Genomic DNA, 19,386 nt, shown 5'->3' with positions numbered 1-19,386 from the left:
GCGGCGCCGACGTCCGGGCATGGACGTCTTGGGGCGGTGCGGAAGGGTTGAGAGAGTGCGGTCAGCGCCGACAGAGTGCGCTGGAGACCCGCAGCAGGTCGATGTGGAGGCGGTAGTACGGCAGTGCGCGCGTCATTCCCGTTCCCTCCGTTTGCCACTGATATCTGCGGTCTCAACCAGTATGGGACGAAGCTCAAAGATCAGTAAGTCAGTACACAAACATCTCAATATCTGGGCGGCTTATATCGGCTCCGGAGGGCATGCTACGACCAGAACCCGGGTGATCCCGGTCACGCGGTGATCGCGGTTTCCGTGAGCACACCCCACGCCTGAGCGGGTACGAGGCGAAGGACGGCAGTCGCTCAGCGTGACCGATTTCCGTGATCCGGTTGCAATCCGCAGTTGAGGTGCCCGTGATCTCGTCGTTATGGTCGATGAGTTGCCGCGGGATCCGCCACGGCACTACCCCTTCCTGAAAGGCCATCGTGTCCTCTCACCCTGTGGCCAGACACCGGTCCAAGGCGCGTAACAAGCAACGAAGTAGCAGCCGCCGGACGCAGCTGGTCGGTCTCACCGCCGCCCTCGCCGCGACCGCGGGCACCATCGGTCTCACCGCCTCCATGGGCGAGGCCTCTACCGCGAGCACCGGACTGAGCCCCTCACAGGCCGACGCTCTCACCGCAGCCCGTGTCGAGCGTCGTGACCTCGGCTCCCGGGACACCAGCCGGATCAGCTTGTCGCTGGCCGAGGCGAAGGCCTACCAGGACCGTGCGGCCCGGGGAGCCATGACGACCCGTCGTGCGCTGGCCCTGTCCGCCGCCAAGGCGCAGGCGGCCAAGCTCGCCGCCGCCAAGGCCAAGGCTGAGGCCAAGGCGAAGGCCGTCGCACTCGCGAAGGCCGCTGCCATCGCGAAGGCGAACGCCGCGCCGAAGATCGTCCTCCCGACCACGGGCTACCACCTGACCGCGCGCTTCAACCAGGCCGGCGGTCGCTGGGCCCACAACCACACCGGCCTCGACTTCGCGACGGCGTACGGGACTCCTGTTCGTTCCGTGCTGGCCGGCGAGGTCATCCAGGCCGACTTCGAAGGCGCCTACGGCCGCCAGGTGAAGGTCCGGCACGCCGACGGCACCGTGACGTCGTACAGCCACATGGCCGAGTTCGACGTCTCCGTCGGCGACTCGGTCAGCGCAGGCAGCCAGGTCGGCGCAGTCGGCATGACCGGCAACACCACCGGCCCGCACGTGCACTTCGAGGTCCTCCCCGACGGCGAGAACCCGATCAACCCCGAGCCCTGGCTCCGCGCCCACGGCCTCACCCCGTAGTTCAGCACCACTCCCCGAAGGCGTCGCGCTCCCCCGCGCGGCGCCTTCGCGCGTTCACAACAACCTGCAGTCGCCGCCCGCATCCTTGACGCTACTTTGAGCCGATGCCCACGATGGAAAGAGGGTCGCAGTAGATGAGAGGCGCAGTGAAGTTCTGGTCGATCGAGACGGCGGCCGAAGCGGCGACTGTTCGAGTGATGCTGCAACGACGCTTCCCTCAGGCGTACGCACTCTTGGCGCAGAGCCTCGAGGAAGCCGATCCCTGCGAGGTCGTCTACCCGGACAATCCGGATGAGTATGACGACGTCGTTCGAGAGATGCTCGTGATGTCCGATCGGGTGGGTGGTGACTTCAGCAGGCTTAGCCGGCCGGAAGTCGAGACGATGGTGCGGGAAGGGCTTGATCGATGCTTCGGAACGGAGCCGTACGACGAGCCCGACGAGGCACCGGACGAACCGGATGAGGCGCGGCTCCAGAAGGCCGTGGACCTGATCGTCAAGTACGCGGGCGCGGCGGAACGCCGTACTTGAGGAGTCGATTCCACCCGCAGTACAGGGTGGCCGAAGCCTGCGCAGGTCGGTTCAGCCCGCAGCAGGAGTTCACAGGACCTTCGCTAGTACGACGTCGTCCGTCGGCCGGCCCTCGACCACGAACTCCGCGGGGTGGGTGGCCTCGACGACGTATCCGTGGCGCTCGTACAGGCGGCGCGCGGTCGCGTTCGAACCGAACACGTGCAGGCTCAGCTTTCGGGCCTCTCTGCGTCGGGCCTCGTCGGTCGCGGCAGTGAGCAGGGCGGACGCTGCGCCCTGGCCACGCGCGGCGGGCGCCACTGCGAGCCCGTTGACAGCCAGTACGCCGGCCCCTTCGGGGAACGGGTACTTGCTCTCCAGCCGCAGGTATCCGACGACGGCTCCGTCGATCTCCGCGACCAGGTGCACCTCGGGGCCGCTCTTGGCGAAGAAGTTGTCGCCCATCCGCTCCACCATCGACGGGAAGCCGGTCGTCCCGTCCCAGGACGTCTGCTCGATCTCGAGCAGTACCGCCGCGTCCCCCGCAACCGCCCACCGCACCGTCACCTCACCCATGTCCCCATCCTCACCCTCCGACGAGGTCAGCCGGCGGGAGGAAGACGGTGGCGGTGAGGCCGCCGGCGGGGTTGGGGGTGAGGTCGAGGGTGCCGTGGTGGGATTCGGTGATGCGGGCGACCAGGGCCAGGCCTAGGCCGTGGCCGGCGCCGTAGCGGTCTTTGGCGAAGGGTTCGGTGAAGGTTCGGACCTGGGCCGGGTCGAGGACCGGGCCGGTGTTGCGGACGATGAGGCGGCCGGGCGAGAGCGCGAGGGTGACCGAGCCGCCGGGGCCGAGGTTGTGCCGGATCGCGTTCTGCACGAGGTTCGTGACCAGTTGGTGCAGCAGGATCTCGTTGCCCTCGACAACAGATTCGGTCAGGTCGGTGCTGATGGTGATCCCGGCCGCGCGCGCCTCGGCCGTCAGTACGGGGAGCGCCGTACGGACGACAGCTGACAGGTCGACCGGATCGAGCTCGACCTCGCGGTTGTTCAGCGCGGCCAGGCTGAGCAGCGCCTCGACGATGTCGATCCCGCGCTGGTTGGTCTCGGCCAGGCGTTTCACCAGCTCGGGCACGTCCTGGTGATCAGGATCCGCCTGGGCGACGTCGAGCATCGTCTTCATCACCGCATGTGGTGTCCGCAGTTCATGGGAGGCGTTGGCCGCGAACCGCCGGTACTGCTCGAACGACGCCTGCAGCCGATCGAGCATCGCGTCGAACGTGTCGGACAGGTCGGTGAACTCGTCCCGGATCCCGGTCAGCCCGATCCGGTGATCGAGCGCCCCGGTGGAGGCCCGCTGGGCGGCCGCGGTGATCTCCTGCAGCGGCTTGAGCATCCGCCCGGCCAGGAACCAGCCGCCGACGAGGCCGATCACCGCCAGAAGACCGATCGCGTACGCCGACAGTTTGACCGTCAGATCGAGAATCTCACCGCGCGTCGGGGCCGGTCGCTCGTCCCGCGGGTTGGCCGCCATGAACGGATAGTTCGGCACGATCCGGAAGACCAGCCACAGGATGCAGGCCATCACCGCACCGGCGACGACCAACAGCCCGGCATAGCTCAAGGTCAACCGCAGCCGGACCGTCAACCGCGGCCGCCACGTCATCAACGGCGAACTCATGACGTGCCCATCCGATAGCCGACGCCCGGCACCGTGTGGATGACCCACGGATCACCGAGCCGCTTGCGGACCGCCGAGATCGTGATCCGGACCGCGTTGCTGAACGGATCGGCATTCTCGTCCCAGGCCTTCTCCAGCAGGGTTTCCGCGCTGATCACCCCACCGCGCGCGGTCATCAGCACCTCCAGTACGGCGAACTGCTTTCGGGTGAGCTTCACATAGCTGCCGCCCCGATAGACCTCGCGACGAAACGGGTCGAGGCTGACTCCGGCGTACTCGATCACGGTCGGCGTAGCGGCAGCGGGACGCCGTACCAGCGCACGGAGCCGGACGATCAGCTCCCGCAGCTCGAACGGCTTGGTCAGGTAGTCGTCGGCGCCGAGCTCGAACCCGGTCACCTTGTCGTCCAGGTCACCGGCCGCGGTCAGCATCAGCACCCGGCAACCGATGCCCTGCGCAACGATCTGCCGGCAGACCTCGTCGCCGTTCGGGCCGGGGATGTCGCGGTCCAGCACCACCACGTCGTAATCGTTGACGGCGACCGCCTCGAGCGCCGCGTGCCCGTCGAAGGCGAGATCGGCCGCGATCGCCTCCAGCCGCAGGCCGGCCCGGAGCGCCTCGGCGAGATAGACCTCGTCCTCCACGACCAGCACCCGCATACCGACCATTGAACCAGGCCGGACGTATCGAAAACGTATGCCGAAACGTAGACGCTCCGGCAACATCGCAGCAGATGAACTGTCGGCATGATCGAAACCACACCTCGTCGCTCCACTGCCCTCGCCGGGCTGGTAATCGTTGCCGCGGTCACCAGTTTCGGTCTGACCGCCTGCTCGGCCGACCGGACCGACGCGGCGGCCCCTCCCGGCACTTCGCACGGTAGGTCGTCGAGTGCCGGCAAGGGACTCCCGGGCGCGGCCGACGGCAAGCTGCCGGCCGGGACCAGCGCCTTCGACACCGACCTGCCCGGGATCGGCAAGCTCGACCCCGAGCTACGCAAGGCCGTCCAGCAGGCCGAGAAGGCGATGAAGGCCGATGGCATCCCGATGCAGGTGACCACCGGCTGGCGGAGCAAGAAGTACCAGATCGAGCTGATGGACAAGGCGATCAAGCAGTACGGCAGCCGGGAGAAGGCGAAGAAGTACGTCGCGGACCCGGACGAGTCGCACCACGTGACCGGCCATGCGGTCGACATCGGCCCGACCAACGCCGACGACTGGCTGATCCGCAAGGGCAACCGGTACGGCCTCTGCCAGACCTACTCCAACGAGATCTGGCACTTCGAGCTGGTCACCACACCCGGCGGCGACTGCCCGCCGATGACCACCCCGTCCTAGCGCGGTTCGGCCGGCGGATCAGCCAGTACGGCGAGCCTCCGTTGCGCCCAGGCGACGTCGTGCCAGCCGCCGAGCTTCCAGCCGATCTCGCGGTAGGTGCCGATCGGCTCGAACCCCAGGGCCTTGTGCAGTCCGACGCTGGCGTCGTTCGGCAACGTCATCCCGGCGATCGCCGTCCGGTACCCGCGGGCGATCAACCGCTCGAACAACGCCTCGTAGAGCGCCCGCCCCGCTCCGGTACGGCGGCGGCCGAGCTCGAGGTAGACGCTCACCTCACACGACCACCGGTACGCCGCTCGGGCCTTCATCGGGCCGGCGTATGCATAACCGGTGACCCGGCCGGCGTCCTCGATCACCAGCCAGGCATGCGTTTCCTGGGCCTGCTCGATCCGGACCGTCATCTCCGCGGCCGTCGGCGGCTCGATCTCGAACGTGATCGTGGTGTCGGTGACATAGGGCGCGTAGATCGCGGCACAGGCCGCGGCGTCCTCCGGTGCGGCATCTCTGATCATGTGACGATAGTAGCCATAAGTGCCGCTATAGTGGCAAGCATGGATCTCTCCGACTCGCTCGCCGCGACCGTGCAGGCTGCCCGGATCGCCCAGGACCTGTCCGTGAACGCGCTCGCCGAACGCTCCGGCGTCTCCCGCGCGATGATCGGCAAGATCGAGCGTGGCGAGGCCCAGCCGACCGCGATCCTGCTCGGCCGGCTCTCCGGCGCACTCGGGATGACGCTGTCCGAGCTCGTCGCCCGGGCCGAGAACACCGGCGACCTGCTGCGCCGTGCGGCGGACCAGCCAGTCTGGACCGACCCCGTCACCGGATACCAGCGCCGGGCGCTGTCCCCCGTGACCGACGGACCGCTCGAACTGGTCGAGGTTCAGCTGCCGCCCGGCGCCTCGGTCTCCTATCCGGCCGACGCGTACATCTTCAAGAGCCAGCAGTTGTGGATCCTCGAGGGCCAGTTGGAGTTGCACGAAGGACAGGAGGTGCACCAACTGAACCCGGGCGATTGCCTGCAGCTGAGCGCACCATCCCCCACCACCTTCCGCAATCCGACCGACACCTCCTGTCGTTACGTCGTCGCGTTGGTCAAGCTCCGCACCTGAAACCACTTGCTCAACGCTTCATCGAGACCCTGTTGATCGTCGCCGTCATCGGCCGCCCAGGCGACGTACCCGTCGGGCCGGATCAGCATCGCGACCTGCCTTTCACCTCGTCCGGTGACCAGGTCGATCCGGTCGCTGTCGACCTGGTACGGCGAACCTTCGAGCAGGTCGAGGAGAACCGGCCGACCCGAACGCAGGATCTCGGCCAGCCGGACACCGTCAACGGTCAGGTCGGGGACCGAGCGGCCGATCAACGAATGCGGACCGTCGAAGTACCGGACATCGGCGCCGGAGATCAGGTTCGCGATGTGCTGGACGGTCGCGGGTTCGGTGAGCAGCTCGGCGAACACCTTACGAAGGGCGGTGACTTCGGGGCCGGGGGCAATCAAGGCGGACTGCGCCTGCGTCTGCAGGACCACACGCTCGCCGACTGGCCGACGCTCGGATTCGTAGGTGTCGAGCAGGCCTTCGGGCGCCCAGCCCTGAACTTCGGCGGCCAACTTCCAGCCCAGGTTGAGGACATCCTGCAGGCCGAGGTTCAGCCCCGGACCGCCCATCGCCGAGTGCACGTGCGCGGCGTCGCCGACCAGCAGCACGCGGCCCACCCGGAACCGGTCGGCGATTCGCGTGTTGCCGCCGACAGTCCGCCGTACAAACTCGGACTCCTGGACCAGCGGGAGGTGGACGCCGAGGACTCGGTCGACGCTTGCCTGAAGCTCCTCGAAGGTCATCTCGTTGGCGCCCGGCTCGTCCCACTCGCCGGTGCTGACGAGGGGCTGCCGACCCGGGAAGGGCGCGTAGACGAACAGGCCGTTGTCCGAGCGATGATGCATGAACGGCGGAACGTCGCCGTACCCGGGAATCCGCAGTACGCCGGTCGCCGGGTCGACGTACTCGGTGGGGATGCTGGCATGACCGGCCCGCGAGACCATCGCGTCATTGGTCACGCCGACGAAGTCGATCCCGGCCAGCTTGCGGGTCAGACTGCGGCCGCCGTCGGCGCCGACGAGGAACTTTGCGCGCAGGGTGTATGAGCCCTCGGGTCCGGTGACCTCGACGGTGACGCCGTCGGCGTCCTGGGTGAAGCCGGCCAGCTCGTGACCGCGGCGGAGCTCGGCGCCGAGCTCGAGCGCGCGCTCCTCCATGACCGCCTCGATCTTCGGCTGGGGCGACGGCAGGATGTAAATCGGGTTGTCGTCGATCAGCTGCAGCGGCAGACGCATCGCGGCGAAGATGTACTCCGGCCGCGGGACCGGTCCGCCCGGGTCGCCGCCGAGCGGTTCGGCGAGACCACGACGGTCGAGGGCGCGGGCGACCTGGCCGACCAGGCCGTTGGCGCGCTGTTCGTTGGCGCGTTCGGGGAGTCGTTCGAGGACAATCGGACGGGCTCCGGCGAGGCGTAGTTCGGCGGCGAGGAGCAGCCCGTTCGGACCGGCTCCGGCGATGACGACATCGGCATCCATGGCGGTTCTCCCTTTCAGGGCAGGATTTTTGGGGCAAAACTCAGCACCCCGGTTGGTGACCGGGGGTTTCTGGAGATGAGATTCAGGAGGGTTCGGGCAGGCCGGCGGTGATCCGGTCCAGAACCTCGTGGAACAGGTCGAACATCGGCCGCGGCGGATCGGCCCGCAGCCATTCGTGCGTCGCGGCCAGCTGGGCGGCACCGATGACCTCGGCAACCAAGCGCGGATAGATGCCGGAGGCACCGGTCCGCTCCGCCACGACTGCGACCAACTCCTCGGTGACGGCGGCCTGCGCTCCGGCCATGGCTCCTTGCAGCGCGGGCTCCGTGACCATCAGCCGGACTCCGGCCAGCCATTTGTCGTCCGGAAGCTGCTGACCGCCGCCCTCGACGCCGAGCTCGAACCCGGCGTTGACCGCGGCGCGAACGGCCTCCCACAACGGCTCGTCGGCGGGCCGCTCACGGAGGGCCGCATTGACCGTGTATCCCCGATCGACCTGCCGCGCAGCGATCGCCTCGGCCTTGCTGGTGAAGTAGTTGCGGAAGGTGCGGAGCGAGACCCCGGCCTCGGCGGCGATGTCTTCGAGCTTCACGTTGCCGTAGCCACGCTCGACCACGAGCCGGACCGCTGCCCAACTGAGCGCGATCCGCGTCTCCCGCTTCTTCCGCTCCCGCAGTCCCTCGGTCATGCCATCGACTCTACACAAACTTGCCCTTTAGGCAAAGATGCCTTTCAGGCAAATTTCCAGAAGGTGGCGTGTCCACGGACACCGTCGTGATTGGCTGGCCCCATGACGCTGGCCTGGGTGTTGACCCTGCTCGGGATTGTCGGACTGCTGCTGTTCGACTACTTCTTCCACGTCCGGTCGGCGCACGTGCCGACACTGCGCGAGGCCGCGGTCTGGTCGTCGCTGTACGTCGGGATCGCGGTGCTGTTCGGCGTCGGGACGTTCGTCCTGGGCGGCTCGGCGATGGGGTCGGAGTACTTCGCCGGCTACGTCACCGAGAAGGCGCTCTCGGTCGACAACCTGTTCGTGTTCCTGATCATCATGACCAGCTTCCGGGTCCCCCGGGAGAACCAGCAGAAGGTGCTGCTGGTCGGCATCGTGGTCTCGCTGATCGCCCGGGCCGGCTTCATCTTCCTCGGCTCCGCGCTGCTGAACTCGTTCTCGTGGGTCTTCTACCTGTTCGGCATCGTGCTGCTGATCACCGCCGGCAACATGCTGAAGCCGGAGACCGAGGAGTCACACCAGGCGCAGAACATCGTGGTCCGGCTGGCCCGCCGGATGTTCCGGACCAGCCCCGAGTTCGACGACGACAAGCTGTTCACGACGGTGAACGGCAAGCGGCTGATGACCCCGATGCTGCTGGTGATGGTCGCCATCGGCGGGACCGACCTGATGTTCGCGCTCGACTCGATCCCAGCGATTTTCGGGCTGACACAGAACGTCTTCGTCGTCTTCACCGCGACCGCGTTCAGCCTGCTCGGCCTGCGCCAGTTGTACTTCCTGCTCGACGGCCTGCTGGACCGGCTGATCTATCTGTCCTTCGGACTGGCGGTGATCCTGGCGTTCATCGGCGCCAAGCTGATCCTGCACGCGCTGCACGAGAACAACCTGCCGTTCATCAACGACGGCGAACACATCGAGGTCGGCGAGATCAGCACCGGGCTGTCGCTCGTGGTGATCCTGGTCGTGCTGGTGCTGACGATCCTCGCGTCGCTGTTCAGCACGCGGGGACGGACCCAGACCGCGATGGCCCACATCCGCCGGGACGCAACGGCGTACCTGGACGAGGAGTACACCGACGACCCGAGCGAGCGCGAGCGCATCTTCCTCCGCCTCCTCCGCGCCCGCGACCACATCGTCGCTCTAGGCCCCAAAGCCCGCCAGCAGGTCAAGAACGAGCCGGAGCTCCTGGCCCTCTGCCACCAGGTGGCCGAAACCCACGCCACCCTCCACGCCGGCCACACCAAGGGCTACATCCAGCCCTAACGTCCGAAGCACCGCAGTACGTGGTCGGCGTGTTTTCGGACGTTAGCAAGAGCTCTCCCGCAGCGTCCGAAGGAATGCAGTACGTCGTCGGCGTGTTTTCGGACGCTGGCTCTAGGGTGGCGGGATGCAGCGGATCTCGACGCGGAACGCCCGGTTCCAGGTGTGGCAGTCGTACTTGGGGAATCGGAACAAGCGCCAGCGGGCCGGGGAGTTCCTGGTTCACGGGGTGCGGCCGATCTCGCTGGCGGTGGATCACGGCTGGCCTGTTCGGGTGGTTATTCATGATGCTGCTCGGCCGCTGTCGACGTGGGCGCGTGAGCTGCTGACGCGGCTGCCAGGTGTTGAGCGGGTGGCGATGGAGCCGGCACTGCTGGCTGAGCTTGGCGAGAAGGACGAGCCCGAGCTGATCGCCGTCGTCGAGATGCCGCCCGACGATCTCGACCGGATCCCGGTCGGCCCCGACTTCCTCGGTGTGGTCTTCGACCGCCCGACCGGGCCGGGCAACATCGGCTCGATCATCCGGTCCGCCGATGCCTTCGGCGCGTCCGGCCTGATCGTCACCGGCCACGCCGCCGACATCTACGACCCGAAGGCGGTTCGCGCGACCACGGGTTCGCTGTTCGCGCTGCCGGCGGTTCGAGTCCCGTCACACCGCGAGGTGATCGACTGGGTACGCCGTACCGACGTCCCGATCGTGATGGCCGGGACCGATGAGACGGGGACCGTGGATGTCTTCGACTTCGACTTCACCCAGCCCGCGCTGGTGCTGATCGGCAACGAGACCAACGGGTTGAGCTCCGCCTGGAAGGACGCCGCCGACGTCCTGGTCCGGATCCCGATCACCGGCGCCGCGAGTTCGCTCAACGCGGCCAACGCGGCGACCGCCGTACTGTATGAGGTTTCCCGGCAGCGTTCCCATTCCTTCAAGACCGGTACGCCGCCGCCCGCCTAACGTCGTGGGCATGCAGCCTCAACCCATGATCGCCGTGCGCGATGTCGAGAAGAGCAGTGCCTGGTACGGCGAAGTCCTCGGAGCCGCGAGCGGTCACGGCGGACCGGAATACGAGCGGCTCCTGGTGGACGGCGTACTGATCCTGCAGTTGCATCGATTGGACGTCGGTCACCACCACGGGACGATCGGCGATCCCGAGCAGGTGCTGGGGAACGGCGTCGCGCTGTGGTTCGCGACCGACGACCTGCAGGCGGCCGCCGCGCGGGCCCGGGCGGCCGGGGCGACGATCCAGACCGACGTTCACCACAATCCGAACGCCGGCCACGACGAGCTCTGGTTGCGCGATCTGGACAACTACCTCGTCGTCCTCGCCTCCCAGTAGCTCAGGCTGTGCAGAGGATCTCGCCGTGCAGGATCGAGATCCAGCCGTCCGGCCGCGCCGCCCAACGGCGCCACGCCTGGGAGATCCCTTCCAGCGTTGCCTCCGGTACGCCGGACGCGCGGGCCTGGTCGGCCATCGCCGACTGGAGGATCCGGTCGGCCCACATGCCACCCCAGAACGCGCGTCCCTCGGGGTCGGCGAAGGTCCAGTTGCTCGCGGTCGAGTCGACCTTCTCGAAGCCGGCCTCGAGCGCCCACGACAGCAGTTGGCGACCCGCGTCCGGCTCGCCGCCGTTGGCGCGCGCGAGCTGCTGGTAGAGCTCCATCCACTCGTCGAGCTCGGGGAATCTCGGGTACCAGGCGAAGGCGCGGTAGTCCGAGTCGCGGGCGGCGACGATCCCGCCCGGCTTGCAGACGCGGCGCATCTCGCGGAGCGCTTGGACCGGATCCGCGACGTGCTGCAAGACCTGGTGCGCGTGGACGACGTCGTACTCGTCGTCCGGGAGGTCCAGCGCGTGGACGTCCCCGACGACGAACTCGATCTCGATGTCCAGGTCGGCGAAGGTGGCGCGGGTGATGTCCAAGGCTTCGAGGGTCGCCTCGAGCGCGGTCGTCCGGCCGGGCTCGACCAGGCGGGCGAGGTCGGCGGTGATCGTGCCGGGGCCGGCGCCGATGTCGAGCAGGGACATGCCGGGGCGCAGGTGCGGGAGGAGGTAGCCGGCCGAGTTCTCCGCGGTCCGCCAGCTGTGCGAGCGCAGTACCGATTCGTGGTGGCCGTGCGTGTACACGTTATTCATCCCAGGCTCCTTTGCCCTCGGCGACACGCCTCAGGCTACCCCTGAATCTTGCTGAGTGAGACCCATCGTCTTACATACCGATACACACTAGTTGCCGGGAGCAAATGCTTCTATCCCTGATGACATGCCTGATCTCTCCTATGACACTGCGCTGCCGCTGAATCCGGTCACCGACGTCCTGGGCGAGCGCGACGGCGTGGTGCTCGCCCGGTGCAGTTACGACAACGCCGAGGGCTCGCGGGCCGAGGGCTACTTGGTCTTCCCGTCGGGCGCACTGCTGGCCGGCGACGAGCTGGCCGGAGTGATCTACCAGCACTCGACCGGCGGGCGGGAGGCGTTCCTGCCGGAGGCGATCCAGGTCGCCGAGGCCGGCGGGATCGCGTTGTCGCTGGCCATCGCGGACACCGGCGACCCGGTCCGGAACCTCCGCGAGTCGATCTTCGCGATCCGGCGCGGCGCCGACCTGCTCACGTCGTACGGCGTGGATCGGCTGGGCTGCGTCGGGCACTCGACGGGCGCGATGATGGCCGGCACGGTGAGCGGGATCGACCGGCGGTTCCGGTGCTTCGTGTTCGACTCGGGGATGTCGGGGATGAGCATCTTCTACCGGGAGACGTCGTACCCGGAGATCGCGCGAAGGCGGGAGGCGATGACGCCGGCCGAGTACGAACCGCTGCTGGCATTGATGGAGCCTTACGACTGCGTTCACTTCGTCGGTGATGCGGCACCGGCCGCCCTGTTGTTCCAGTCGGCCTGGTTCGACCAGAGCGTGAGCCGGGAGAGCTGCGAGCGGTTCTTCGCGGCGGGGAGTGAACCGAAGGAGTTCCGGTGGTACGACACCGGGCACGTGATCAACGAGGTGGCGGCGTACACGGATCGTGCCCGCTTCCTCGCACAGTGGCTGGACCTGCCGGGGTTGCCGGATCGGTTGCGCGCCCGGACGTGAGCTTGTCCGGATCTGGCCAGACCTGAGGTGGGTCCGCGGGGGAATCTTGAGGGGCTTTCAACAACCCCTTTCAGGAGGAACTTTCCATGTTGGCCAAGGTTTTCCCCATCCAGCTCAAGCCCGGCAACCAGGCGACCGCCGAGGAGATCGTCCAGGAGTTCGCGCCGCTCGGGCCGGGCGTCGAGGAGGGCACGCTGTCGTTCCGGGTCTACCGGCACCCGGCGAACCCGGACTACCTGCTGTTCGTCGAGCACTTCGCGGACCAGGCGGCGTACGACGCGCACACCGGATCGGCGGCGTACAAGGAACTGATCGCCGGCCGGTTCGCGGACCTGATCGTCGAGTTCGTCGAGCACGACCACGAGCTCCTGGTCAGCCTGTGACCACTCAGGCCGAGCAGGCCCGGCGGCTGCGCACGCTTCACGCGCAGCCGCCGCTCGTCCTGCCGAACGCATGGGACGCCGGTTCCGCCCGCGCCATCGAGGCCGCCGGAGCTTCGGCGATCGCGACCACGAGTGCCGGTGTCGCCTGGTCCTTGGGCGTCGCCGATGGCGGCGGGCTCTCCTTGGAGGCCGCGGTCGGCGCGATCCGCGCGATCGTCGCCGCGGTCTCGGTACCGGTCACGGTCGACATCGAGGCCGGGTACGGCGATGTGGCGGCGACTGTGCGTGCCGTCCTCGAGGCCGGAGCGGTCGGCATCAACCTCGAGGACAGCACCGGCGGTGTGCTCGACACCCCGATCGTGCACGCCGATCGCATCCGCGCGGCGCGCGAGGCTGCAGTTGCCTTTGGCATCGATCTCGTCATCAACGCCCGCACGGACACGTACATGTTCGGTGACGGCACCGGCACGATGGTCCGCGCCCACCTGTACGACGAAGCCGGGGCGGACGTCCTCTTCGTTCCTGCCGTGGTCGACGCACCCACCATCCGTACGCTGGCCGCCGACTCGCCGCTTCCCCTCAACATCATGGCCGGTCCCGGAGCACCGACCGTCGCCGAACTGGCCGAGCTAGGGGTCGCCCGGGTCAGCGTCGGCCCGGCGATCACTGCCCGCGCCTACGCCCTGGTCACGGCCGCCGCCACTGAGCTCCTCAAGAGCGGTACCTACGACGCTCTTGCAGAGAGCTGATGGAATGCAGCCAGTGACCTCCAGGGGCTGAGATGTTCCGCGTCGCCGTCCAGCGGCCAGGCATCTCGGCCCCCGAGGCGCATCACGGTCTGCTGCGCAGCCTTGCGACTCACTCCCGGAATCTGCATCAGCTCCGCCGCGAGCTCCTCGGGCCGGCCACAGTCGAGGATGATGTTGCCCTCAGCAACTTCCCTCGCCAGTGCCGCGACCGGCTCCACGCCGGTCAGCGCTTCGGGCGCCGGGAACAGATGGGTCAGCCCGTATCCGATTCCCGGCACCGCGATGCCGTGCACCTCCACGATCTTCCGCAACACGTCATCCGCGTCCGCGTGATCTCGTGCGCCACCCGGCTTCCGTCGTACCGGGTCTGGTGGGTTGCGGACGACTGCCTGAACCGCCGCCTCGAAGGGACCCCACGTGCCCGGCACCCGGAGACCCGGCCGCGCCGCGACGAGTGGGCCGACCTCCGGATCACCACCGAGGAACTCCCTCGCCGTACTGAGGTCCTTCTCGAGACCGACCAGGCACGCGGCCCGGTCGACCACGTGGATGACGCCCTCCCAGAACGGCAGATGGGCCTGCAGCAACAGGTGATCCGGCCCGCCCGGCCCGATCTCCAGCAGCCCCGGCTCACCGTCCAGCGTGATCGTCCGGCGGTAGACCCCGTCCTGGACCGACTCGACTCCCGGGATCGCGTGCGCGGCGAGGAACCCGCTCATCGCCTCCCAGTCGTACGGCGGGGTGTACGGCAAACGCAGTACCAGGCCGCCATCGGCTGTCAGCCGGTCCGTCTTCCGCCGCCGCTCCCGCAGCTCCTTCGGAGACGCGCGGAAGATCTCCCGCATCGCCCGGTTGAACTGCCGCAGACTCCCGAACCCGGACGCGAACGCCACCTCCGCGATCCCCAGGTCGGAGTCATCCAGCAACCGCCTCGCGAAATGCGCCCGCCGCGACCGCGCGAACTGATCCGGCGTCACCCCCAGATGCTCATGGAACATCCGCCGCAGATGCCGCGCCGAGACCCCGATCCGCTGCCCCAGCACCTCTTCGCCGGCCGCATCCATCACCCCCGCGATGATCAACTGCACCGCCCGGCACACCAACTCCGGCGCCTCGTCAGCCACCGTCCCCGCCACCCGATAAGGCCGGCACCGCAGACAAGCCCGGAACCCCGCCGCCTCCGCCGCAGCCGCCAGCTCGAACGTCTGCACGTTCTCCGCCAGCGGCTTCGCCCCACACCCCGGCCGGCAGTAGATCCCCGTCGTCCGCACCGCCGAATAAGTCGTCATCCCCAGTCCCAAGCCCTCCCACTCATGCCCCGACGCTAACCACCCCCACCGACACTTTCCGCCAGCCCAATCTCCGCCGCCACCCTTTTCGTCCACGCCCGAAGCCGACCACCCGCACAACGACAGGACGTAGTCGCCTACGTACACCCCGCCGCCCGCGACAGGCCGCCGTACCGGGCCGTCCGTCCTGCCCTTCGGCAGATTCAGGTGGCGGGACGGGCGGGAGATGGCTAGGGTGCGGCGGTGCAGTCGAAGCCGTTGGTGGTTGTCGTGAGTGGTCCACCGGGGACCGGAAAAACGACGTTGGCGCATCGGGTGGCGCGCGCGATCGGGTGTCCGGCGATCTGCCGGGACGAGATCAAGGAGGGGATGGCCCATGCCACCCCTGGGTTCGCGCCCGGACCGGGTGATCCGCTCACGATGCGGACGCTGTCGACGTTCTTCGATGTGATCGGTCTGCTCGTCGGCCGCGGTACGACGGTTGTTGCCGAGGCAGCGTTTCAGGACCGGCTCTGGACGCCCGGCCTGAGTCCGTTGCTCGGTCGGACCGACCTCCGGATCCTGCACTGCACGGTTCCCGCCGAGGTCGCCCTCGAACGCATCACCGCGCGGACCGCGAACGACCCGCGGCGCGCCGCACACGAGGACGCCCAGATCCCCGCCGACGCCCGGCTCAGGACCCACAACGCCTTCCAGGCAGTCGATCTGCCCGTACCGAGCCTCACCATCGACACCTCGGTCGAGGACTACAACCCGTCGTTCGCAGAGGTCGTTCAGTTTCTGTCCTAGCCACCTATTACTGTCGTCGGTGGATCGACAGACAAGGGGTGTGGGGATGCTGGAACGGTTCGACGAACTCACGACGGCGCACGTGGCAGACGCCTGCCTACGTGCAGGTCTGCCGGTACGCACGGTCTCCCTCACGGCTGTGGTCGGGAGTCGCGTGGCCGGGCGTGTCTTGCCTGTTCAGCATGTGGGCAGTGTGGACGTCTTCCTGGAGGCGTTCGAGACCGCGGCCGTGGGCGATGTGCTGGTGATCGACAACGGTGGGCGCCGCGACGAGGCGTGCGCCGGCGACCTGGTGGCGGCCGAGGCGCAGGGCGCTGGTTGCAGCGGCATCGTCATCTGGGGTCTGCATCGAGATACCGTTGATATACAGGCGATCGGGCTGCCCGTGTTCAGTCTCGGTGCGATGCCGACCGGGCCGCTCCGACTCGACCCGCAACCGGCCGATGCGTTGCTTAAGGCAACTATCGGCGAATGGACCGTGACCAGTGACGATGTTGTGCTCGGCGATGAGGACGGCGTGATCTTCGTGCCGGCTGATCGGGTCGAGGAGCTGTTCGACCTGGCCGAGTCCATCCGCGACACCGAGCGGAAGCAGTCCGAGGACATTCGCGCCGGGCGTTCGTTGCGTGAGCAGGTCAAGTTCGCGGAGTACCTGACGGCGCGGGCCGCGGATCCGTCGCTGACGTTCCGGCAGCACCTGCGCGCGGTCAAAGGAGCGATCGAAGAATGACGACTTGGAAGCTTGGTGACGTTGCCGTCCAGCGGATCGGGTTCGGCGCCATGCGGCTCGATCCCGCCACCGGCGTCGCCGTACTGCGTCGCGCCGTTGAGCTCGGAGTAGACCACTTCGACACTGCGCAGTTCTACGGAGCTGCGAATGAACTGCTCCGGGAGGCGCTCTCGCCGTACCCGTCGGAGGTGTTGATCGCGACGAAGGTCGGCCCGGGCACCTCTCCGGAGCGCGGTTTCTACTACGCGACCAACCCCGCCGAGCTCCGCGCGCAGGTCGAGGACAACCTGCGCGTGCTCGGCGTCGACGTACTCGACCTGGTGAACCTCCGGGTGCCTGATGATTCCGGTTCCCTCGCCGATCAGTTCGCCGTACTGGCTGGGCTGCGCGACGAGGGGCTGATCCGGCAGCTCGGGGTCTCCAACGTCCGCGCGGACCAGCTGGAGGAGGCTGTCGGGATCGCTCCGGTGGTCTGCGTGCAGAACAGCTACGCCGTCGACGATCCGCTGATCGATCTGTGCGCGGCTCAGGGCATCGCGTACGTGCCGTTCTCCTCGATCGTGGGTCCGTCGAGCGCCGCCGTACAGGCCGTCGCCGATGCTCACGGGGTCAGCCCGCAACAGGTGCGGCTGGCGGCGACCTTGCAGCGCTCGCCCAACATCCTCGCCATCCCGGGCACCGGCAAGATCCCGCACCTCGAGCAGAACGTGGCTGCCGGGGACCTCACTTTGACCCCAGAGGAGCTCGCGACGCTTACCGACTGACTGCCGCACGGACGGCTGGGACGACCTCGTTGCTCCACCGAGACAGCTGTACGTCGAACGGTTCGGATCCGCGCGGGAAGAGGGTGAACCCACCGGCGCCGTGGTTGAGCGCGGACACTCCTGAGGTCCGGCACGTTGTGGAGACGGTCAGCTTGTTGCTCTGAAGGGTGGGCCTGAGGCGGAGACCTCGTGGAGGTAGACGTTCTGGGAGGTGATGGATGCGGTGGTGGGCTCTGGGTGGGGGGATTGAGCGCGCCAAGTGTTGAGGGTTTCTTCGGAGTCCCAGTACTCGTAGATGTTCACCCGGCCGGGGTCCAGCGGGTCGGCTGAGATGGCGAGGTCGAGGCAGCCGGGGTGAGCGCGGGCCGCGCGGACGATCACCTGGTGCGCGGCGACGTACTGGTCTCTACCGGTCGGGTCCACCCAGATGCTGCCGGCCACGATGACTGTCATCGTTGCTCCTTCCGTCAGTGGACCGACGAAGAGAAGCCCGGGAGACAGACAGTTAGCGGCGGCCGCCGAAGGTCCAGGGGTGGACTTGGGTGACGTCTGCTTGGGCTAGCGCTGCGGCTGACTCGGGGTCGGCGGCTTCGAGCAGTACGGCGCGGCCGAGGTGAGCGCCGTCTTCGAGAGCCCCGAGGTCGCCGTACAGGATGATGTGCGGGGAGCTGAGTTCACGCGCGGCGTCGTCGGTGTGGACGAGGTAGCGGTTCAGGCCGTCGACGGCGTTGGCGAAGTCCCACATGCTTCCGCCGGTGTGGTTCTGGAAGCGGCAGATCAGGACTTCGTCGAAGACGCCGCCGAGGTAGTAGGGCTCTTCGTACGCGAAGGTCCTGACCGCCTCGAGAGTCGGCAGGTCGACGATGTGCAGGCTGCCGGTGGTTTCCTCGCCGTCCGGCGTGAGCGTGGGGCCGCGGGCGATCAGCTCTGCGGCGTACCCGTCCATGAACGCCCAGTGCTCCGGCGTCAGCCGCCCTTTGAGCTCGCCGGCGCCGGTCCGATCCCGTCCATACACGAAGTACTGCACGGGATCGGACCTTAGCTGGTTAAGAGGTCGTCGCGGCCAGGTGCAGACGCAGGATGGTGTCGTAGTCGAGCACCTCGACCCCCTCGGCCGCATTCAACTGCGCGGCGTCCACGATGTCCTGCGAGCTGATCACCACGACCTTGCGCGGTGCGGTGATCTCCACGCCGTACTTCGTGTTCGCGAACGCACGGTTGTCCGCGTTGTCGAAGTACTCGGTGACGCGCCCGAGCTGGGTGACGCCGTCCGCGAGGTCCGTCGTACGGCGGTGCTTCTTGCCCTTGACGCCGTCGGCCAGCGGGAGCCGCAGGTCACCGACCACATGCGAACCGTCGGCCCGCTCCAGGATGAAGTCGGGCGTGAGGGCGGCCTCGTCGCCGGACTGCCACTCCAGGTGCGGCTGCCGGATCAGCTTGGTCGCGTCGAAGGCGGTCAGCAGGAAGTCCTCGTTGGCGCTCAGGAACTGGTCGACCGTCGAGTTCGGTACGTCGTGCGCCAGGTAACCGCTCGCGAAGACCGCGCCCTTCAGGTCGGCGCCGTCGTCGGCCCGCGGCACGCTCAGCGTCCCGACCGGGTCGGTGTGCGGCGCGGCGGCGGCGAAGTTGCGCAGGAAGTCCAGGTACTTCTCCGCGGGCTCCGACCGGTGGATCGCCAGCGCGAAGAACACCCAGTGCGCCCGCAGCGCGGACCCGGCCGAGTGCACCAGCAGCGTCCGGTCGAAGGTCGAGTAGTTGCCCGGCGCGAACTTCAGCAGGTCGTCACCCGGCCCGGAGAACTCCTGGCCGATCATCGACCGCACGCCCGGGAACCGCGCCTCGAGCTCGCGCCGACCGTCGTGCGTGGCCACCGTCGAGTCCTTGAACAGGTTCTCGCCCGGCAGCGTCACCACCGCGGAACCACCGCCGACCCCGAAGTACTCCTCCACGCTCGCGACCTTCTGCCGCCGTACGTCGAGGCTCCGGTACTCCCGGCTGATGCCGACCAGCTCCACGATGTTCCAGTCCGGCGTCTCCGTCAGGACCAGCATCCGCGGATACAGCAGCGGACCGGCCAGCTCCCGCCGGTGGCTCACCGGCAGATGCCCGCTGATCTCCCGGAGGTGCTCCCCCCAGAACTGCGCGTTCACCTTCACGAACTCAGTCGGCTTCATCCCATCCCTCTCACACTT

25 protein-coding genes are annotated in these 19,386 nt (G+C 68.0%); 13 read left to right on the top strand and 12 right to left on the bottom strand.

The window, feature by feature from the left end:
- Positions 1-61 precede the first annotated feature (61 nt).
- A complete protein-coding gene (locus ACIA49_RS09690; protein WP_355460830.1) occupies positions 62-136 on the bottom strand; it encodes a putative leader peptide in 75 nt (24 codons plus the stop codon).
- Between the two features lie 364 nt (positions 137-500).
- Between ACIA49_RS09690 and ACIA49_RS09685 the strand changes: the two genes are divergently transcribed.
- Together ACIA49_RS09685 and ACIA49_RS09680 are read left to right on the top strand one after the other, a co-directional pair.
- Entirely contained in the window at positions 501-1,325 is an 825-nt protein-coding gene (locus ACIA49_RS09685) for a M23 family metallopeptidase (RefSeq protein WP_396376717.1), read from the top strand.
- A gap of 134 nt (positions 1,326-1,459) precedes the next feature.
- Positions 1,460-1,855: a hypothetical protein gene (locus ACIA49_RS09680; protein WP_396376716.1), complete on the top strand. Its 396-nt coding sequence runs from the start codon at positions 1,460-1,462 to the stop codon at positions 1,853-1,855.
- Positions 1,856-1,924: 69 nt separating this feature from the next.
- Here ACIA49_RS09680 and ACIA49_RS09675 read toward each other — a convergent pair whose 3' ends face one another.
- Genes ACIA49_RS09675 through ACIA49_RS09665 form a run of 3 tightly spaced genes read right to left on the bottom strand, consistent with a single transcriptional unit; the run spans position 1,925 to position 4,171 of the window.
- A complete protein-coding gene (locus tag ACIA49_RS09675) occupies positions 1,925-2,410 on the bottom strand; it encodes a GNAT family N-acetyltransferase (RefSeq protein WP_396376715.1) in 486 nt (161 codons plus the stop codon).
- Positions 2,411-2,420: 10 nt separating this feature from the next.
- Complete coding sequence (locus ACIA49_RS09670; RefSeq protein ID WP_396376714.1) at positions 2,421-3,512, bottom strand: sensor histidine kinase; 1,092 nt, start codon at positions 3,510-3,512, stop codon at positions 2,421-2,423.
- Positions 3,509-4,171 (bottom strand): response regulator transcription factor, encoded by a 663-nt coding sequence (locus ACIA49_RS09665; RefSeq protein WP_396376713.1) that lies wholly within the window; start codon positions 4,169-4,171, stop codon positions 3,509-3,511. The genes ACIA49_RS09670 and ACIA49_RS09665 overlap by 4 nt, the downstream gene beginning before the upstream one ends.
- A gap of 87 nt (positions 4,172-4,258) precedes the next feature.
- Between ACIA49_RS09665 and ACIA49_RS09660 the strand changes: the two genes are divergently transcribed.
- Positions 4,259-4,849 carry a M15 family metallopeptidase gene (locus ACIA49_RS09660; protein WP_396376712.1) on the top strand — a complete coding sequence of 197 codons (591 nt, stop codon included), beginning with the start codon at positions 4,259-4,261 and terminating at the stop codon, positions 4,847-4,849.
- Here the strand turns inward: ACIA49_RS09660 and ACIA49_RS09655 are convergent.
- On the bottom strand, positions 4,846-5,361 hold the full coding sequence (locus tag ACIA49_RS09655; RefSeq protein ID WP_396376711.1) for an arsinothricin resistance N-acetyltransferase ArsN1 family B: 516 nt from the start codon (positions 5,359-5,361) through the stop codon (positions 4,846-4,848). The two genes, ACIA49_RS09660 and ACIA49_RS09655, sit on opposite strands and share 4 nt — an antisense overlap.
- 39 nt (positions 5,362-5,400) lie before the next feature.
- Between ACIA49_RS09655 and ACIA49_RS09650 the strand changes: the two genes are divergently transcribed.
- Positions 5,401-5,958 carry a helix-turn-helix domain-containing protein gene (locus tag ACIA49_RS09650; protein ID WP_396376710.1) on the top strand — a complete coding sequence of 186 codons (558 nt, stop codon included), beginning with the start codon at positions 5,401-5,403 and terminating at the stop codon, positions 5,956-5,958.
- On the opposite strand, the gene ACIA49_RS09645 is transcribed toward ACIA49_RS09650, so the two are convergent.
- Positions 5,925-7,421, bottom strand: coding sequence for an FAD-dependent monooxygenase (locus ACIA49_RS09645; protein ID WP_396376709.1), 1,497 nt, complete (start codon positions 7,419-7,421; stop codon positions 5,925-5,927). The genes ACIA49_RS09650 and ACIA49_RS09645 overlap by 34 nt on opposite strands.
- A gap of 82 nt (positions 7,422-7,503) precedes the next feature.
- Entirely contained in the window at positions 7,504-8,109 is a 606-nt protein-coding gene (locus tag ACIA49_RS09640; RefSeq protein ID WP_396376708.1) for a TetR/AcrR family transcriptional regulator, read from the bottom strand.
- A gap of 102 nt (positions 8,110-8,211) precedes the next feature.
- Between ACIA49_RS09640 and ACIA49_RS09635 the strand changes: the two genes are divergently transcribed.
- The 3 genes from ACIA49_RS09635 (at position 8,212) to ACIA49_RS09625 (ending at position 10,748) form a co-directional block, all read left to right on the top strand.
- Positions 8,212-9,414: a TerC family protein gene (locus tag ACIA49_RS09635; protein WP_396376707.1), complete on the top strand. Its 1,203-nt coding sequence runs from the start codon at positions 8,212-8,214 to the stop codon at positions 9,412-9,414.
- A gap of 124 nt (positions 9,415-9,538) precedes the next feature.
- Positions 9,539-10,366 (top strand): TrmH family RNA methyltransferase, encoded by an 828-nt coding sequence (locus tag ACIA49_RS09630; protein ID WP_396376706.1) that lies wholly within the window; start codon positions 9,539-9,541, stop codon positions 10,364-10,366.
- Between the two features lie 10 nt (positions 10,367-10,376).
- Positions 10,377-10,748: a VOC family protein gene (locus ACIA49_RS09625; protein ID WP_396376705.1), complete on the top strand. Its 372-nt coding sequence runs from the start codon at positions 10,377-10,379 to the stop codon at positions 10,746-10,748.
- Between the two features lies 1 nt (position 10,749).
- On the opposite strand, the gene ACIA49_RS09620 is transcribed toward ACIA49_RS09625, so the two are convergent.
- Positions 10,750-11,544: a class I SAM-dependent methyltransferase gene (locus ACIA49_RS09620; RefSeq protein ID WP_396376704.1), complete on the bottom strand. Its 795-nt coding sequence runs from the start codon at positions 11,542-11,544 to the stop codon at positions 10,750-10,752.
- A 124-nt stretch (positions 11,545-11,668) separates the two neighbouring features.
- On the opposite strand from ACIA49_RS09620, the gene ACIA49_RS09615 reads away from it, so the two are divergent.
- The 3 genes from ACIA49_RS09615 to ACIA49_RS09605 all read left to right on the top strand — a co-directional run bounded on the left by ACIA49_RS09615 (position 11,669) and on the right by ACIA49_RS09605 (position 13,622).
- On the top strand, positions 11,669-12,490 hold the full coding sequence (locus ACIA49_RS09615) for a prolyl oligopeptidase family serine peptidase (protein ID WP_396376703.1): 822 nt from the start codon (positions 11,669-11,671) through the stop codon (positions 12,488-12,490).
- An 86-nt stretch (positions 12,491-12,576) separates the two neighbouring features.
- The gene (locus ACIA49_RS09610; RefSeq protein WP_396376702.1) at positions 12,577-12,873 is read left to right on the top strand and encodes a putative quinol monooxygenase; all 297 of its coding nucleotides are present in this window, start codon (positions 12,577-12,579) and stop codon (positions 12,871-12,873) included.
- Positions 12,870-13,622 (top strand): isocitrate lyase/phosphoenolpyruvate mutase family protein, encoded by a 753-nt coding sequence (locus ACIA49_RS09605; protein ID WP_396376701.1) that lies wholly within the window; start codon positions 12,870-12,872, stop codon positions 13,620-13,622. The genes ACIA49_RS09610 and ACIA49_RS09605 overlap by 4 nt, the downstream gene beginning before the upstream one ends.
- Here the strand turns inward: ACIA49_RS09605 and ACIA49_RS09600 are convergent.
- Positions 13,598-14,911, bottom strand: coding sequence for an AlkA N-terminal domain-containing protein (locus ACIA49_RS09600; protein ID WP_396376700.1), 1,314 nt, complete (start codon positions 14,909-14,911; stop codon positions 13,598-13,600). The genes ACIA49_RS09605 and ACIA49_RS09600 overlap by 25 nt on opposite strands.
- Before the next feature lie 243 nt (positions 14,912-15,154).
- On the opposite strand from ACIA49_RS09600, the gene ACIA49_RS09595 reads away from it, so the two are divergent.
- Genes ACIA49_RS09595 through ACIA49_RS09585 form a run of 3 tightly spaced genes read left to right on the top strand, consistent with a single transcriptional unit; the run spans position 15,155 to position 17,194 of the window.
- A complete protein-coding gene (locus ACIA49_RS09595; RefSeq protein WP_396376699.1) occupies positions 15,155-15,700 on the top strand; it encodes an AAA family ATPase in 546 nt (181 codons plus the stop codon).
- Between the two features lie 46 nt (positions 15,701-15,746).
- Complete coding sequence (locus tag ACIA49_RS09590; protein ID WP_396376698.1) at positions 15,747-16,430, top strand: RraA family protein; 684 nt, start codon at positions 15,747-15,749, stop codon at positions 16,428-16,430.
- Positions 16,427-17,194, top strand: a complete 768-nt coding sequence (locus ACIA49_RS09585; RefSeq protein ID WP_396376697.1) for an aldo/keto reductase — start codon at positions 16,427-16,429, stop codon at positions 17,192-17,194. The genes ACIA49_RS09590 and ACIA49_RS09585 overlap by 4 nt, the downstream gene beginning before the upstream one ends.
- Positions 17,195-17,341: 147 nt before the next feature.
- Here the strand turns inward: ACIA49_RS09585 and ACIA49_RS09580 are convergent, their stop codons facing one another.
- From ACIA49_RS09580 to ACIA49_RS09570, 3 genes are read right to left on the bottom strand one after another with little or no spacing between them, the layout of a single operon-like run.
- On the bottom strand, positions 17,342-17,647 hold the full coding sequence (locus ACIA49_RS09580; RefSeq protein WP_396376696.1) for a putative quinol monooxygenase: 306 nt from the start codon (positions 17,645-17,647) through the stop codon (positions 17,342-17,344).
- A gap of 52 nt (positions 17,648-17,699) precedes the next feature.
- Positions 17,700-18,221 (bottom strand): YciI family protein, encoded by a 522-nt coding sequence (locus tag ACIA49_RS09575; RefSeq protein WP_396376695.1) that lies wholly within the window; start codon positions 18,219-18,221, stop codon positions 17,700-17,702.
- A gap of 19 nt (positions 18,222-18,240) precedes the next feature.
- Positions 18,241-19,368: a hypothetical protein gene (locus tag ACIA49_RS09570; RefSeq protein WP_396376693.1), complete on the bottom strand. Its 1,128-nt coding sequence runs from the start codon at positions 19,366-19,368 to the stop codon at positions 18,241-18,243.
- Positions 19,369-19,386: the final 18 nt, after the last annotated feature.

Source organism: Kribbella sp. NPDC051587, assembly GCF_044453945.1.
Classification (GTDB): Bacteria; Actinomycetota; Actinomycetes; order Propionibacteriales; family Kribbellaceae; genus Kribbella.
This window is presented reverse-complemented; position numbering and strand designations above follow the sequence as displayed.

Excerpts from the sequence above, each read along its gene's own strand:
- ACIA49_RS09680 (WP_396376716.1), top strand. The coding sequence starts at position 1,460 with ATGAGAGGCGCAGTGAAGTTCTGGTCGATCGAGACGGCGGCCGAAGCG.
- ACIA49_RS09675 (WP_396376715.1), bottom strand. The coding sequence starts at position 2,410 with ATGGGTGAGGTGACGGTGCGGTGGGCGGTTGCGGGGGACGCGGCGGTA.
- ACIA49_RS09670 (WP_396376714.1), bottom strand. The coding sequence starts at position 3,512 with ATGAGTTCGCCGTTGATGACGTGGCGGCCGCGGTTGACGGTCCGGCTG.
- ACIA49_RS09665 (WP_396376713.1), bottom strand. The coding sequence starts at position 4,171 with ATGCGGGTGCTGGTCGTGGAGGACGAGGTCTATCTCGCCGAGGCGCTC.
- ACIA49_RS09660 (WP_396376712.1), top strand. The coding sequence starts at position 4,259 with ATGATCGAAACCACACCTCGTCGCTCCACTGCCCTCGCCGGGCTGGTA.
- ACIA49_RS09655 (WP_396376711.1), bottom strand. The coding sequence starts at position 5,361 with ATGATCAGAGATGCCGCACCGGAGGACGCCGCGGCCTGTGCCGCGATC.
- ACIA49_RS09650 (WP_396376710.1), top strand. The coding sequence starts at position 5,401 with ATGGATCTCTCCGACTCGCTCGCCGCGACCGTGCAGGCTGCCCGGATC.
- ACIA49_RS09645 (WP_396376709.1), bottom strand. The coding sequence starts at position 7,421 with ATGGATGCCGATGTCGTCATCGCCGGAGCCGGTCCGAACGGGCTGCTC.
- ACIA49_RS09640 (WP_396376708.1), bottom strand. The coding sequence starts at position 8,109 with ATGACCGAGGGACTGCGGGAGCGGAAGAAGCGGGAGACGCGGATCGCG.
- ACIA49_RS09635 (WP_396376707.1), top strand. The coding sequence starts at position 8,212 with ATGACGCTGGCCTGGGTGTTGACCCTGCTCGGGATTGTCGGACTGCTG.
- ACIA49_RS09630 (WP_396376706.1), top strand. The coding sequence starts at position 9,539 with ATGCAGCGGATCTCGACGCGGAACGCCCGGTTCCAGGTGTGGCAGTCG.
- ACIA49_RS09625 (WP_396376705.1), top strand. The coding sequence starts at position 10,377 with ATGCAGCCTCAACCCATGATCGCCGTGCGCGATGTCGAGAAGAGCAGT.
- ACIA49_RS09620 (WP_396376704.1), bottom strand. The coding sequence starts at position 11,544 with ATGAATAACGTGTACACGCACGGCCACCACGAATCGGTACTGCGCTCG.
- ACIA49_RS09615 (WP_396376703.1), top strand. The coding sequence starts at position 11,669 with ATGCCTGATCTCTCCTATGACACTGCGCTGCCGCTGAATCCGGTCACC.
- ACIA49_RS09610 (WP_396376702.1), top strand. The coding sequence starts at position 12,577 with ATGTTGGCCAAGGTTTTCCCCATCCAGCTCAAGCCCGGCAACCAGGCG.
- ACIA49_RS09600 (WP_396376700.1), bottom strand. The coding sequence starts at position 14,911 with ATGACGACTTATTCGGCGGTGCGGACGACGGGGATCTACTGCCGGCCG.
- ACIA49_RS09590 (WP_396376698.1), top strand. The coding sequence starts at position 15,747 with ATGCTGGAACGGTTCGACGAACTCACGACGGCGCACGTGGCAGACGCC.
- ACIA49_RS09585 (WP_396376697.1), top strand. The coding sequence starts at position 16,427 with ATGACGACTTGGAAGCTTGGTGACGTTGCCGTCCAGCGGATCGGGTTC.
- ACIA49_RS09580 (WP_396376696.1), bottom strand. The coding sequence starts at position 17,647 with ATGACAGTCATCGTGGCCGGCAGCATCTGGGTGGACCCGACCGGTAGA.
- ACIA49_RS09570 (WP_396376693.1), bottom strand. The coding sequence starts at position 19,368 with ATGAAGCCGACTGAGTTCGTGAAGGTGAACGCGCAGTTCTGGGGGGAG.